This is a genomic window from Stenotrophomonas sp. NY11291, from assembly GCF_023277365.1.
Taxonomy (GTDB): domain Bacteria; phylum Pseudomonadota; class Gammaproteobacteria; order Xanthomonadales; family Xanthomonadaceae; genus Stenotrophomonas; species Stenotrophomonas geniculata.
In genome coordinates this window covers 1,714,713-1,729,225 of record NZ_CP096975.1, presented here as the reverse complement: position 1 = coordinate 1,729,225, position 14,513 = coordinate 1,714,713, and the positions used below count along the sequence as shown (strand labels likewise).

Below are 14,513 nucleotides of genomic sequence, written 5' to 3'. Positions count from 1 at the left end.
GCATCCTCAGTAGCCAACCTTCACCGTGAACATCACGTTTCGCGGTGCCCCGTACCAGCCCTGGTTGTAGAAGCCGATCTGCGAGTAGTAGTGGCGATCGAACAGGTTGTTGATGTTGACCGCCGCCGACACGTTGGAGCTGAACTGGTATCGCGCCATCAGGTTGACCAGCGCATAGCTGGGCTGCTGCACCGGCACCCGGCGATTTCCGGGTGCGGTGGCGGTCTGGTACATGCGGTTCTGCCAGTCCACGCCACCGCCGATGGTCAGCCGGTCCCAGGCACCCGGCAGCCGCCAGGTAGTGAACAGCTTGAACAGGCTGCGCGGCTTGGCGGTGTTGATCGCCCTGCCCTGCGCGTCCTGCGCGATGAAGGTGGTGAAGCTGGTGCCCAGGCTCCACCCCGGCAGCGGCTCACCGGCCAGTTCCAGTTCCAGGCCGTCTACCGTTGCGCCCTTCACTGCGCGGTAGGCCGCCTGCGTGCTGCCTTCGACCAGACCACCGGTGGCCTCGCCCAGGTTGTCCTGCTGGGTGCGGAACAGCGCCACCGACGCATTCAAGCGCCCCTGCAGCCAGCTGCCCTTGACGCCCAGCTCATAGCTGCGGCCGCTGACCGGGTCGAGGATCTGCCCGGATTCGTTGCGGTTGTTCTGCGGCTTGAAGATGCCGGTGTAGCTGGCGTAGGCGCTGCTGTAGTCGTTGAGGTCCCAGACCACGCCGGCATACGGCACGAACTCGTTGCGGTAGCGGTACTTCCGTTTGCTGCCGAAGTAGACCTGGTCGGTCTCCCAGTTGCTCAGGCGGCCACCGACGATCACATGCAGCGGATCAGCCAGCGACAGCCGCGCCACGGCATAGGCACCGCTCTGATGATTGTCCAGATCATCGGCCTGGGTCTTGTTGCTGGCCCACACCGGCTCGGGCGTGCCCGGCCCGTGCCATTCGAAATAGCTGGCCAACGGCGGCAACGGGGCCAGTGCGCGGTACTGCCCCAGTGCGATCTCGTCGCGTGAGCGCGACCAGCCGACGGACGCCGTGTGCTGGCGGCCGAACAGCTGGAAGGGACCGGTCAGGCTGACACTGACCGCCTCACGGCGCACCGGACCGTCGTAGCGGGTGAAGCTGTTGCCATTGGGCATCGCCCCGGTCACCGGATCGGGATAGCCGCCCCGGTAGAGATGCTTCATCTCCATATCGGTATGCGAGCGGCTGTAGGACACGCGTGCCTGCCAGTCGTTGCCGAAGCGATGGTTGAAATCGAAGAAGCCGTTGCGGGTATCGGTGCTCATCCGTGCCCACGGCGCGGTGGCCGATGCCGAGCGGTCGAAGCGGGTACGCGTGCCGTCGGCGTTGAACAGCGCAAAGCCGCTGCCGAAGCCACGATTGTCGTTGGCCTGGTAGGAGATACCGGCGATCAATCCGGTGTCCTCGCCCAGGTCCACGCTGACCACGCCGTAGAGCGTCTTCGTGGTGCTGTCCAGGCCAGCGGTGTAGCTGTCGCCCTCGGCCTGCGCAGCGACCATGCGGCCACGCACGCGCCCTTCCCGGCTGAGTGGGCTGGACACGTCCACCCAGGCACGGCGCGCGTCCCAGCTGCCGAGGCTGATGCCGCCACTGGCAGCAACGTCGCGCAGCGGGCGCTTGCGCACGTAGTTCACCGCCGCCGACGGATTGCCGGCACCGGTCATCAGGCCATTGGCGCCGCGCACGATCTCGATGCGGTCGTACACCACCATGTCCAGGTTGTTCTCGCCAAAATTCCACGGCGACAGCACCGGCATCACCACGCCATCGAACTGATAGTTGTCGATGTCGAAGCCGCGCGCCGAGAATGAGTAGCGGTTGGCATCACTGCGCGTGACCGAGATGCCCGGAGCAGTGGCCAGCGCATCGGCGGTGCTGAGCAGGCCGCGGTCCTCGATCTGCTGGCGGGTGATGACGCTGACCGACTGCGGCGTCCGCCGCGAGGTCAGTGACAACCCCGTCGCCGTGCCCATGGAGTCGGTGGTGTAGGAACGTGAGGATTCGGTGCTGCCATCGAGATCGGCCGTGACCTGCACGGTGGGCAGCTGCGAGGTGTTCGCGGCGGGGGCGCGCTCGGCGCCGTGGGCAGTATTGAACAGCGCCAGGGTCGTGCCGATGGCGGTTGCCAGGGCGCGCGGGCGGATACAGGCGGGCATGGGAGATCCAGCAGGAGAGAAAGGCTGGATGAGAATTATTGTCATTTGAGCGTGAGCACACGTATGCGTAGACGCAGCAGATGTATGCGCACTGCCGACGCTGATCCGGCGTCAGCGCAGCTGGCTGGGCGCGATGCCGTAGCGCGCACGGAACGCGGTGGCGAAATTCGTGGCATGCCGGTAACCGACGAAATGCGCGGCCTGCTGTACGCTGCAGCCCTGCCGCAGCTGCGCGCAGGCCAGTTGCAGGCGATGCTCGCGCAGCCAGCCGAACACCGAGCACTGATACACCTGCTGGAACTTCAGGCGCAGGCTGCTTGGGCTCATGCAGGCCAGGCCCGCCAGATCCTCCAGGCTGTGTTCGGCGGCCGGTGCCGCCTGCAGGCAATCGATCACCCGCTGCAGCATGCGGCGGTCACGTGCTGAAACACGCAGGTCCGGCGATGCCTCCCTCGCAGGCGCCCCCAGCGCCAGGGCCAGCATCTGCAGGCCGATACTCTCGCACAGCAGTGCATGCATCGCGCCGTGCCAGCTGCCCGACAGCAGCTGGTCAGCGGCGTGCTCGAGATGCCCGGGAACCTGCCAGCCACGCAACCGCGGGTGACCGGTGCGATGCGCGGTGGATAGCAGTTCGCTGATCATCGGGTCGTCAATCCCGGCAGGTGCGTCCAACGAGACATTCAGGCTGCGCATCCGCTGCCCGGCGGGATGAATCGCGGTCATCGGTGCTGCCTCGGCCAGCACCATCGTGCCGGCACCCGGGTTCATGCCGATCACTGCCTGCCCCGCCAGCCGCGCCCCTGCGCGTCCCTCCAGCATCACGATCGCCGAGAAGGCCGGCGGCGATTCCGAAGTTGCCTCGAACGGCTGATGGGCGATCACGTCCGACAGCGCCAGGGTCATGCCCGGGCGCAGGCGACGCTGCTCCACCCTGCCTTGCACCACGCACTGTTCACCCGACAGATCGGCGGCCGACACCGGCAGGCGATAGCGGAAGCCGCTGCTGCGGCCCAGGCGATCAAGGTCGGCAAGGGTGAGGTTGAGCATGATGGGACCAGAGGGGATCGTCCCGCATTTTCATATGAGAACCATTCTCATATCCACCGCCTGCCGCAAGGCCCATTTCGCCCTTGTCGATACAAATAGTTACGTTATAACATTTCACATTGTTTTCACGGATCATGCCATGCGTCGCCACCTGCTTGCTGCTGCCATTCTGTTCGCCGTCCACACCGCCCAGGCCGCGGACGAACCCACCCTCCCCACCCTCCAAGTCCAGGCCTCCCAGCCCTCGCGCATCGACACCCGGGTCACTGTCGACAACCCACAGGCGCAGAACCGCACCCTCGGCGGCCTGCTCGAACACGTCTCCGGCGTGCAGAGCAGCGCCTTCGGGCCAAACGCGGGCGCTCCGGTCATCCGCAGCCTCAGCGGCAACCGCGTGCAGATCCTGCAGGACGGCCAGTCCATCCTCGGCATGAACGCGATCAGCGGCGACATCAACATTCCGTTCGATCCGCTGTTCGTACGCAGTGTGACCGTCAACAAGTCCTCCGACACCGTGCGCTACGGCGGCAATGCGATCGGCGGCAGCGTGGAGATCGATCCGGGCCTGATCTCGCGCAGCATGGAAGACAGGGACCAGTCGATGGAACTGGTCCTGCGCAAGGGCTTCAATGCCGCCGACGCGCAGGGCTTCCGCATGAACTTCAACAACCAGCGCAACCTCTCGACCAACCTGCAGGTCTCTCGGCAGCGCATCTCGCACTACGACATCCCCGGCAACAGCAAGGCCAGTGTCTGCAACACCCGACTGTTTCCGCCGACCGGCGGCGTCAACTCGGCGCTGGCCGACAGCTGCCAGAAGGAGGCGCGCGTCCAGCAGATCTACAACAAGGCCTCGCAGCCTTACATCGACCAGTTCATGACCGAAAACCCGGACTGGGCCGATGGTGATTTCTCGTTCTACACCAACAACCCGACTTCGGTCTGGCAACGCCGTACCTATATCAATCCGGTCAATCCGGCCTATGTCGCCGGCACGCCGTCATACGTACAGAAGCAGATCAACAATGATGTGACGCCCGATTACCATCACCGGTTGGGCAACAGTTACGCGCGCAATTCGCAGGTGGCGTTCGGGTCGACCCTGTTCTTCGACCGTGGTTACGTGGGTGTCAGCATCGATGCCAAGGACAGCGAATACGGCGTGCCCGGGTTCTCGATGCAGAACCTGTCGTTCGGTTCCAACTACGCCAACGCATTGCCGGTGGGCGTGGTGATCAAGCAGGAACGCTACGCACTGGAAGCCCTGTTGCGCGACCCGCTGCCGTGGTTCGAGCGCGCCGAACTGCGTGTTTCGAAGCTGGACAACACCTCGGGCGAACGGCTGGGTGCCACCCGGGCCAACGACTACGATTTCGAGAGCACCCAGGCCGAACTGCTGCTGAGCCATCAGCGCGTCGGTCCACTCAGCGGCCTGCTCGGTTACAGCCACCAGTCGCGCGATGTCACCGGCAGCGGCTCGCTGCGCTACCTGCCTGACGTCGACACCCGCAGCAACGCGGTGTTCCTGAAGGAGACGCTGGACTTCGGCTGGGCCAGTTTCGACGCTGGCGTGCGCCACGAGCGCATTGACCATGACCTGCAACCAAGCCGCTTCAAGACCGCGCGCAATGCCGCCAACACGAAACTGCAGGATCGTTCCTACCGGCTCAACAGCTACGGCCTGGGTTCGTACGTCGAGCTCGGTCCGTTGTTCGCCGCCAAGGTGCGCTACTCGTCCTCGCAGCGCGCACCGGAGATCAATGAGTTGTATGCGAGCAACGCGCACTACTCGGTGATGACCCAGGAAGAAGGCAACCAGAACCTCGAGCCAGAGCGCGCGAAAAACCTGGAGCTGACCGGCCTGTTCCATATCGGAGGGTTCGAACTGTCGGCCACCGCGTATCGGATGAAGTACGAGAACTATCTGTACCTGGGTTACTCGGGCGTGCAGACCGCCAACCGCCTGCCGCTGAAATACTGGAAGCAGACCGACACCACGGTGAAGGGCTTCGAGATCGACGCATCGCAGGCCCTGGACCTTGGCCGCTATGGCACGTTGAACATCTCCGCCTTCGCCGACCTGGTGAAGAACAAGGCCGATCACCCCGATTCGCTGCGTGCCCACAACGACGGCGAGTACCTGCCGAACATGCCGACCAACCGCTACGGCGCCAATCTGCAGTGGCAACACGAGGGTTGGAAGGCGCAGCTGTCCAGCACCTACTACGACACGCAGAAGTACCTCGGCCGCAACGTCAGCGAGGAAGTGCCACTGGATGCCTTCAACCTGGTCGACCTGCAGGTCAGCCGTGAGCTGCCGGTACGCAACAGCTACATCGCCGGCATGGAGGTGTTCGTCAACGGCAGCAATCTGCTCAATGAAGAAGCACGCCCGCACAACTCGCCGTTGAAGTACATCGCGCCGTTGCCGGGGCGTGGTTTCCAGGTGGGGGTGACGGTGAGGCTCTGACGGTCAACCGATGGCGCCGCCCGCGGTTCGATGAACTGCGGGCTCGGCGTAGTGGCGGCAACGTTGCGCTTCAAACCCGGTCTGATCCACCATCAGCAGAAAATGGAGATGGGAATGAACTGGATGCGCCCCCTGTCACTTGGCCTGTTGCTGTGCCTGTCATCCGGCGCCAACGCGGCCTCCGCCATCGTCTACGACGACGATGGCCGCTACGGCTACGCCATGAACCACAGCACGCTGTCGGCTGCGATGCAGCGCGCACTGCAGCACTGCGCCGTTCGGTCCCGCAACTGCGCGCAGACTGCCACGACCACCGCGGTGGGATATTCGGCGATCGCTACCGGCACCGTCGCCATGGGCTTTGCACTCGGGGAAAAGACGGCGGACGCAGCACAACGCAAAGCGGAAAGAATGTGCAGGCAACGTGCCAATGACTGCACACTGGCAATTCTCTGGCGCGAAACGCCAAGCGGCATTGCGCCGCCCGCTCATCCGGGTCATGCGGTGCCGGAGCCCAGGCTCTATTCCTCGCCCGAAGTCGGGCAGGACGCGGCTGGCACCACCCACTAGGCCTGCACATCGCCCGTGCGGCGCGGCCGTGTGTTACCGCGTTGAACAAAGAAAAACGCCTGCAGATCGAGGATCTGCAGGCGCTTCTTTGTATCTGGCGGAGTGAGAGGGATTCGAACCCTCGATAGAGCTTTTGACCCTATACTCCCTTAGCAGGGGAGCCCCTTCGGCCACTCGGGCATCACTCCGGGGTTTTCTCCGCGTCTGGTGCGTTGCACCTCAGCGGGGCGTGAATCATAACGTTAATCGAGTGCGAAGGTAAAGCGTTATTCGGCAGAATTTTCGCTACCGGTGCCACCGGCTTCATCACCACGCTGGATGCGCTGATAGATCTCTTCGCGATGCACAGCGACGTCCTTCGGCGCGGTGATGCCGATACGCACCTGGTTACCCTTGACGCCAAGCACGGTGACGCTCACCGAGTCACCGATCATCAGGGTTTCGCCGACGCGGCGAGTCAGGATCAACATTTTTGTAAGTCTCCATGGAACCGTGTGGAAGGGTATCCCCCACCGGCTTGACGCTCCGTCAAGAAGCGCTACCACGACAAAGGGAAAAGATTCGCAATGGTACCGTCAGCCGTCCCGCTCCTACAAGGAGGGGGACGGCCAGGTTCATCACAGGCGGGGGCTGACCCACTCGACGACTGCAGCCAGCGCAGTGGCAAGGGCGGGCCCGTCCTCGCCACCACCCTGGGCGAGGTCCGGGCGTCCGCCGCCCTTGCCCCCGATCTGACTGGCGATATGGGACAACAGTTCCCCGGCCTTGACCTTGCCCATTGCACTGCCGTTCACGCCCGCAACCAGGGCAGCCTTGCCGTCCTGGGCACCGGCCAGCACGATCACCGCATCGCCCAGCTGCTGCTTCAGGCGGTCCATGGCGTCACGCAGGGCCTTGGCATCGAAGCCCTCCAGGCGGGCAGCCAGCACCTTCACGCCGGCAACCTCGACAGCCTGGCCGGACAGGTCGGCCGTGGCACCGGCGGCGACCTTGGCCTTCACGGCCTCCAGCTCGCGCTCCAGCAGCTTCTGGCGCTGGCCAAGGGCACGGATCTTCTCGACCACGTCGGCAGCGCTGCCACCGAGCAGGTCGGCGGCCTCGGCCAGGCGGGCCTCTTCGGCGTCCACGTAGTCCAGGGCGCCCTGGCCGGTGACCGCTTCGATACGGCGCACGCCAGCCGAGACACCGCCCTCGGAGGTGATCTTGAACAGGCCGATGTCGCCGGTGCGGTTGACGTGGGTACCGCCGCACAGCTCGGTGGAGTAGTCACCCATCTTCAGCACGCGCACGTGCTCACCGTACTTTTCGCCGAACAGGGCCATGGCGCCGAAGTCCAGCGCTTCCTGCATGCCCATGTTGTGCACTTCGGCAGCGTTGTTCGCGCGCACCTGCTGGTTGACCTTGCGCTCGATCACAGCCAGCTCTTCCGCGCTGATCGGCTGGAAGTGCGAGAAGTCGAAACGCAGGCGGTCCGGAGCGACCAGCGAGCCCTTCTGCTGCACGTGGGTGCCCAGCACTTCGCGCAGGGCGGCATGCAGCAGATGGGTGGCCGAGTGGTTGAGGATGGTGGCGCCGCGGCGCTCGCCATCGACCTGGCCGGACAGCACGTCGCCGACCTTCAGGCCGCCGTCGGACAGGGTGCCGACGTGGCCATGGAACTGGCCGGCGAACTTCTGGGTATCGTCCACCGCCAGGCGCACTCCGTTGCCGGTCAGCACGCCGGTGTCGCCGACCTGGCCACCGGATTCGGCGTAGAACGGGGTCTGGTCGGTGATCACGATGACTGCGTCACCGGCATCGGCCGACTGCACCGGACGACCGTCCTTCAGCACGGCCAGCACGGTCAGGCCGTCGGCCTGCAGGCGGTCGTAGCCGAGGAACCGGGTCGGGCTCAGGGTCGCCACCAGCTCGGCCGGCAGGGTCACGCCGCCACCGAACTTGCCGGCCGCACGTGCGGTTTCGCGCTGCTGTTCCATCGCAGCATCGAAGCCGGCGATGTCGACGGTCAGGTCGCGCTCGCGGGCGATGTCCTGGGTCAGGTCGAGCGGGAAGCCATAGGTGTCGTACAGGCGGAAGGCGTCAACGCCCGGGATCACGCCATTGCTGGCCTTGCCCGCGACGTCTTCGAAGATCTTCATGCCGGCGTCGAGGGTTTCAGCGAAACGCTCCTCCTCGGCCTGCAACGCACGGGTGACGGTGTCAACCGCTGCCGGCAGTTCCGGATAGGCCTCGCCCATCTGCTCGACCAGGGTCGGCACCAGCTTGCTGAAGAACGGCTGGCGCACACCCAGCATCCAGCCATGGCGCAGGGCGCGGCGGATGATACGGCGCAGCACATAGCCACGGCCTTCGTTGGAAGGCAGCACGCCATCGACGATCAGGAACGAACAGGCACGGATGTGATCGGCGATCACACGCAGCGACTTGTTTTCCAGGTCGGCGGTGCCGGTCAGCTCGGAGGCCTTGCGGATCAGGGCCTGGAACAGGTCGATCTCGTAATTGGTGTGCACGTGCTGCAGGATCGCCGCCAGGCGCTCCAGGCCCATGCCGGTATCCACGCACGGCGCCGGCAGCGGCACCAGGGTACCGTCGGGCTGGCGGTCGAACTGCATGAACACCAGGTTCCAGATCTCGATGAAGCGGTCACCGTCCTCATCCGGGGAACCCGGGGGACCACCGGCGATATGGTCGCCGTGGTCGTAGAAGATCTCGGTGCACGGGCCACAGGGGCCGGTGTCAGCCATCTGCCAGAAGTTGTCCGAAGCGAACGGCGCGCCCTTGTTGTCACCGATGCGCACGATGCGCGCTTCCGGAATGCCGACCATGTCGCGCCACAGTTCGTAGGCTTCGTCATCGGTCTGGTAGACGGTGACCAGCAGGCGCTCGGCCGGCAGCTTCCAGACCTGGGTCAGCAGTTCCCAGGCCCAGGCAATCGCGTCCTTCTTGAAGTAGTCGCCGAAGGACCAGTTACCCAGCATTTCGAAGAAGGTGTGGTGGCGTGCGGTGTAGCCGACCTGGTCGAGGTCGTTGTGCTTGCCGCCGGCGCGCAGGCAGCGCTGGACGTCGGCCGCGCGCACATAGCTGCGCTTCTCCGCACCAAGGAACACGTCCTTGAACTGCACCATGCCGGAGTTGGTGAACAGCAGGGTCGGATCATTGCCCGGCACCAGCGGCGCCGACGGCACGATGGTGTGGCCTTTGCCCTTGAAGAATTCAAGGAAGTCGCTGCGGATCTGGGAAGTCGTGAATTTGGCGGATGCGTTCATTGGGGGGCTGGCAGTCTGCGGGCCGGCGGGCCCGGACCACCGGCCGCATTGGCCAGGGTCGCGAGGGACCGCCGAAAACCTAAAGGGTATCAGGCCCGGCGCCGCCAGTCTCAGTCATCCGGGTCGTAGCGGGTCGCGCGGCGGATGCTGTCGCCGTCGAAGCCGCGTCGGGCCAGCAGATCGGCGGCCTTGCGCCGCTGCGTCAGGTCCTGCGGGCCGGCCTCGCCAAAGCGTCGGCGGACCAGGTCACGGGCGTTTTCCTGCCAGTGGCCTTCGTAGCTGTCCATCGCCGCGGCAATCGCGGCACTGTCCAGGCCGTGGGTCCCCAGCTCGGCGCGGACATGGATCGGCCCATAGCCGGTGTTGGCACGCATCCGCACCAGATTCTCGGCAAAACGGGTGTCGTCCTGCCAGCCGGCCTCGGTGAGCTTGGCGACAGCCGCCTGCGCCGCATCGTCTTCGATGCCGCGTGCGGTCAGCTTGCGGGTGAGTTCCTTGCGCGAGTGCTCGCGGCGAACCAGCAGGCCCAGCGCCCGTTGCACGGGGGTCTGCTCACGCGGCCGGCGTTTGCGACCGTTGGGAATGTCGTCGGCGTCGGACATGCGTACTCCAAGGGTGGCGCCATCCGTGGCGCCCAGCCCATCCCTGGGCGATTCGAACCTGCGGGACAGGGCGACGTCACTGACGGCGCCGCCCTGCCCCACAGCAAGCTTTACTCGTCGTCGCCTTCGTCGTCGCCTTCCTCACGGCTGGCTTCGGTCGGCTGGAACTTCTCGCGCAGCTCGGCTTCGAGCTTCGCAGCAACTGTCGGGTTGTCGCGCAGGTAACCGCGGGCGTTGTCCTTGCCTTGGCCGATGCGTTCTTCGCCGTAGCTGTACCAGGCACCGGCCTTCTCGACCAGCTTGGCATCCACCCCCATGTCGATCAGCTCGCCCTCGCGGCTGATGCCCTCGCCGTACAGGATCTCGGTGATGACCTGCTTGAACGGAGGCGCCAGCTTGTTCTTGACGACCTTGATCTTGGTCTGGTTGCCGATGATCTCGTCACCCTTCTTGATCGCGCCGATACGGCGGATGTCCAGGCGCACCGAGGCATAGAACTTCAGCGCGTTGCCGCCGGTGGTGGTTTCCGGGCTCTGGCCCGGCATCATCACACCGATCTTCATGCGCAGCTGGTTGATGAAGACCACCAGGGTGTTGGAGCGCTTGATGTTGCCGGTCAGCTTGCGCAGCGCCTGGCTCATCAGGCGGGCCTGCAGGCCCGGCAGCTGATCGCCCATCTCGCCTTCGATTTCGGCCTTCGGGGTCAGTGCGGCGACCGAGTCGATCACCAGGATATCGACCGAACCCGAGCGGACCAGCATGTCGGCGATTTCCAGCGCCTGCTCACCGGTATCCGGCTGCGACAGCAGCAGGTCGTCCACGTTCACGCCCAGCTTGGCGGCGTAGATCGGGTCCAGCGCGTGCTCGGCATCGATGAAGGCCGCGGTGCCGCCCATCTTCTGGCATTCGGCGATGGCCTGCAGGGTCAGCGTGGTCTTGCCCGAGGATTCCGGCCCGTAGATCTCGACGACACGGCCCTTCGGCAGACCGCCGATGCCTAGTGCGATGTCGAGCATCAGCGAACCGGTCGGGATGGCTTCGACGGGCTCGACCACGCGGTCGCCCATGCGCATCACCGAGCCCTTGCCGAACTGCTTTTCGATCTGGCCCAGAGCTGCAGCGAGGGCGCGCTTCTTGTTCTCGTCCATCGGTTGGGTCCTTGCAGAGGTCGTGTCGTTCGAGGTGCTGTCTTTGGGGGTCTTCTTTGCCATGGGCTCACTTTAAGTCGGACGTATCGCACAGGCTGAGATTCTGCCCGGCGCTCTGAAAAGAATTATCGGACATCCGTACCAACCTCAGTGGAACCAGAGAATCGCCACAAAAGACCGCGGGGTAATGCGCTATGGAACGGGTCAACGGTTGGGTCGCAACAGGCCGCAATAGAGGCCTTCGATCGAGAAGTCCTGGTCCGGTTGCACCTCGATCGGCTTGTAGTCGGGGTTGCGCGGCAGCAGGCGGATACGATCCTTGGCGATCTTCAGCAGCTTGACGGTGATCTCGTCATCGATGCGGGCCACCACGATCTGCCCGGAATGGGCGTCGCGGGTGCGGTGCACGCCGATCAGGTCACCGTCGAAGATGCCCTCGTCGATCATCGAATCGCCCTGCACCTTCAGCAGGTAGTCCGGCGCTGGCGAGAAGAACACCCGGTCCAGCACCACGAAATCGTCCGAGCCGATATCGGCGCCGATCGGCAGGCCCGCCGCAACCCGGCCGAGCACCGGCAGGCGCAGCACGCTGTCGGGCAGGCCTGGCTCGGCCAGCTTCTCGACCGGCGGCGCCTGCACCAGGCGGATGCCGCGGGCCTGGCCCGGGATGCGACGGATCGCACCGGCCTGCTCCAGGGCCTCCAGGTGGTACTGGGCCGCGCGCACGCCCTTGAAGCCGAACGCACGTGCGATTTCAGTCTGCGACGGCGGTGCGCCTTCGCTCTCGATACGCTCGGCGATCAACTGCAGGATCGCCTGCTGGGTGTCGGTCAGGTCCATGATTAGTAGTATTACTACTAACTCACAGGACTGCAAGTGCCGGAGACGACACGGCGACATCTGTAGTACCGAGCCGTGCTCGGCAATGTGGCGAATGGCTGGGCTGACCTGGGCGAGAGCAGCCGAGCATGGCTCGGCTCTACAGGAATCGCTGCGGCAAGCACACTAGTTGTGCTTGCCGCTTCTCCAGATCGAGAACAGGATCCACACACCGCAGAAGCCGGCGCCGATGAAGCCGCAGACCCCCAACGCCAGCAGCCAGCGGCTGGAGACGCCGCCGACGCTGTGCATCACGATCGACGACCCGATGATCAACGCGGCGGTGACGATGCCCATCACCAGCCGGTTCGCGGCCCGGTTCACCTGTTCGCCAAAGCCCTGCAGTGCGGTGGTTTCCACCTTCAGCTGCAGGCGCCCACGGCGCGCTGCCTGTACCAGCTTGCGCAGGTCGCGCGGTAGTTCGCCGGCGAAGTCGACCAGGCCCAACAAGCTGCGTCGGCCACGCTTGAGCAGCGCCTTGGGGGCATAGCGCTGCAGCACCACCCGTTCCAGGAACGGGCGCGCGGCGCTGGCCATGTCGAAATCCGGGTCCAGCTGCCGCCCCATCCCTTCCAGGGTCAGGAACGCCTTGATCATCAACGCCAGGTCAGCCGGCAGGGTCAGGCTGTAGCTGCGCAGCAGCTGGGTGATGTCGCCCAGCATCAGGCCGATGCGCAGGTCCTTCAGCGGCACGCCACGGTATTGGTCGACGAACTGGCTGATGTCGTGCTGCAGCCGGTTCTCGTCCACCTCGACACCGCCGGCCCAGTCCAGCAGCACGTCGGCCACGCCCTGCGGGTCCTGCTCGACCAGCCCGTGCAGCAGCTGAGCCACCTGGAAACGCCGCACTTCCGACAAGGCGCCGACCATGCCGAAATCGATCACGCCGATGCGGCCGTCACGCAGGTAGATGATGTTGCCCGGGTGCGGGTCGGCATGGAAGCTGCCGTCCTCCAGCACCATCTTCAACACGATGTCGGCACCGCGTCGCGCCAGTTCGCGGCGGTCCAGCCCAGCCGCATCGACACCGGCGAGGTCCCGGCCGGGAATGCCGTCGACGAAATCCTGCACGTTCAGGCTCTCGCAGGTCCACTGCCAGTGCACGCTGGGTATCAGGATGTCGTCACGGCCGTTGAAGTTGCGCGCGATGCGCTCGGCATTGCGGCATTCGGCGGCGAAATCCAACTCGCGGCGCAGCGACACGGTGAACTGCTGCACGACTTCGGCCGGGCGGTAACGTCGCAGATCCGGCAGTCGGGCCTCGACGATCTCGGCCAGACGGGCCAGCAACCGCAGGTCGGCCTCGACCACATCGCGGATGCCGGGGCGCCGTACCTTCAGCACCACCTCGCGACCGTCATGCAGGCGCGCACGATGGGCCTGCGCCAGCGAGGCGGCCGCCATCGGGGTTTCGTCGAGGAACGCGAACACGTCCTGCGGAGACGCACCAAGATCGGCTTCGAGCTGCTCGCGGATATCCGCATATGGCAGCGCCGGTACTGCGTTCTGCAGTTCGGAGAGCTCGGCGATCCATTCCGGCGGCAGCAGGTCGACGCGCGTCGCCAGCACCTGGCCGAGCTTGACGAAGGTCGGACCAAGATCCTGCATTGCGCTGCGCACGCGCACCGGTGCGGTCATCCGCAGCAGCTCCTGGCGGTCCTCGTTCCAGTGCAGCAGGCGCCCTGCCCGCTCCAGCGTGGTGGCCAAGCCGATGCGCCGCACCACGTCGCCGAAGCCATAGCGGATCAGGACAACGGCGATTTCCTGCAGTCGGCCCAGGTCACGGACCGTGCCCAGCGTTTCCCACATCATGCGTGCTCCGGACGATTACCGGAGCAGCATGTCACAGCTGGGCGTCGATACCGCGCAATGCCGCCGCCACGGTTTGCCGGCGGATGGCTTCGCGGTCACCATCAAACTGGAACAGCTCGGCGCGGGCGTAGCCGCCACGGCGCTTCCAGCCGATCCAGACGCTGCCGACCGGCTTGTCCGGGCTCCCGCCACCGGGGCCGGCGATCCCGGTCACCGCGACGGCGATACCGGCGCCGGAGTTGACCAGGGCACCGGACACCATTTCCAGCACGGTTTCGCGGCTGACCGCACCGAACTGCTCCAGGGTCTGCGCACGCACGCCCAGCAGGCGCTGCTTGGCTTCGTAGCTGTAGACCACCATGCCGCAGTCGAAGAACGCCGAGGAACCGGCAATGTCGGTCATGCACTTGGCGATCCAGCCACCACTGCAGCTTTCAGCGGTCACCAGCTGCAGCGAGGCCTGCTGCAGGCGCTGCCCGAGCGCGGCGGACTGGGCATTGAGATCGGCGTCGGTGGGAATGGACATCGGCATGACGGTGGG

General features: G+C 65.3%; 11 protein-coding genes and 1 tRNA gene. 2 read left to right on the top strand and 10 right to left on the bottom strand.

From position 1 onward, the window contains the following. Positions 1-6: 6 nt before the first annotated feature. Together M1L61_RS08150 and M1L61_RS08145 are read right to left on the bottom strand one after the other, a co-directional pair. Entirely contained in the window at positions 7-2,178 is a 2,172-nt protein-coding gene (locus M1L61_RS08150) for a TonB-dependent siderophore receptor (RefSeq protein ID WP_248854549.1), read from the bottom strand. A 111-nt stretch (positions 2,179-2,289) separates the two neighbouring features. Next, a complete protein-coding gene (locus tag M1L61_RS08145; RefSeq protein ID WP_248854548.1) occupies positions 2,290-3,225 on the bottom strand; it encodes a helix-turn-helix transcriptional regulator in 936 nt (311 codons plus the stop codon). A 139-nt stretch (positions 3,226-3,364) separates the two neighbouring features. Between M1L61_RS08145 and M1L61_RS08140 the strand changes: the two genes are divergently transcribed. Both M1L61_RS08140 and M1L61_RS08135 read left to right on the top strand, forming a co-directional pair. Next, the gene (locus tag M1L61_RS08140) at positions 3,365-5,695 is read left to right on the top strand and encodes a TonB-dependent receptor (RefSeq protein WP_248854547.1); all 2,331 of its coding nucleotides are present in this window, start codon (positions 3,365-3,367) and stop codon (positions 5,693-5,695) included. A 114-nt stretch (positions 5,696-5,809) separates the two neighbouring features. Continuing rightward, positions 5,810-6,265: a DUF4189 domain-containing protein gene (locus tag M1L61_RS08135; protein WP_032953406.1), complete on the top strand. Its 456-nt coding sequence runs from the start codon at positions 5,810-5,812 to the stop codon at positions 6,263-6,265. 95 nt (positions 6,266-6,360) lie between these two features. Here the strand turns inward: M1L61_RS08135 and M1L61_RS08130 are convergent. The 8 genes from M1L61_RS08130 to M1L61_RS08095 all read right to left on the bottom strand — a co-directional run bounded on the left by M1L61_RS08130 (position 6,361) and on the right by M1L61_RS08095 (position 14,498). After that, positions 6,361-6,453, bottom strand: a tRNA-Ser gene (locus M1L61_RS08130). Between the two features lie 78 nt (positions 6,454-6,531). Then, positions 6,532-6,735 carry a carbon storage regulator CsrA gene (gene csrA / locus M1L61_RS08125; protein ID WP_004152909.1) on the bottom strand — a complete coding sequence of 68 codons (204 nt, stop codon included), beginning with the start codon at positions 6,733-6,735 and terminating at the stop codon, positions 6,532-6,534. Positions 6,736-6,882: 147 nt separating this feature from the next. After that, complete coding sequence (gene alaS / locus M1L61_RS08120) at positions 6,883-9,531, bottom strand: alanine--tRNA ligase (RefSeq protein WP_010484254.1); 2,649 nt, start codon at positions 9,529-9,531, stop codon at positions 6,883-6,885. Between the two features lie 110 nt (positions 9,532-9,641). Further along, positions 9,642-10,133 carry a recombination regulator RecX gene (recX, locus tag M1L61_RS08115; RefSeq protein ID WP_248854546.1) on the bottom strand — a complete coding sequence of 164 codons (492 nt, stop codon included), beginning with the start codon at positions 10,131-10,133 and terminating at the stop codon, positions 9,642-9,644. Positions 10,134-10,243: 110 nt separating this feature from the next. Further along, entirely contained in the window at positions 10,244-11,281 is a 1,038-nt protein-coding gene (gene recA, locus M1L61_RS08110) for a recombinase RecA (protein ID WP_010484252.1), read from the bottom strand. A 204-nt stretch (positions 11,282-11,485) separates the two neighbouring features. Continuing rightward, complete coding sequence (gene lexA / locus M1L61_RS08105) at positions 11,486-12,121, bottom strand: transcriptional repressor LexA (RefSeq protein ID WP_010484251.1); 636 nt, start codon at positions 12,119-12,121, stop codon at positions 11,486-11,488. A gap of 165 nt (positions 12,122-12,286) precedes the next feature. Continuing rightward, complete coding sequence (gene ubiB, locus M1L61_RS08100) at positions 12,287-13,969, bottom strand: 2-polyprenylphenol 6-hydroxylase (RefSeq protein WP_248854772.1); 1,683 nt, start codon at positions 13,967-13,969, stop codon at positions 12,287-12,289. 34 nt (positions 13,970-14,003) lie between these two features. Next, entirely contained in the window at positions 14,004-14,498 is a 495-nt protein-coding gene (locus tag M1L61_RS08095; protein ID WP_005409020.1) for a nicotinamide-nucleotide amidohydrolase family protein, read from the bottom strand. Positions 14,499-14,513 lie beyond the last annotated feature (15 nt).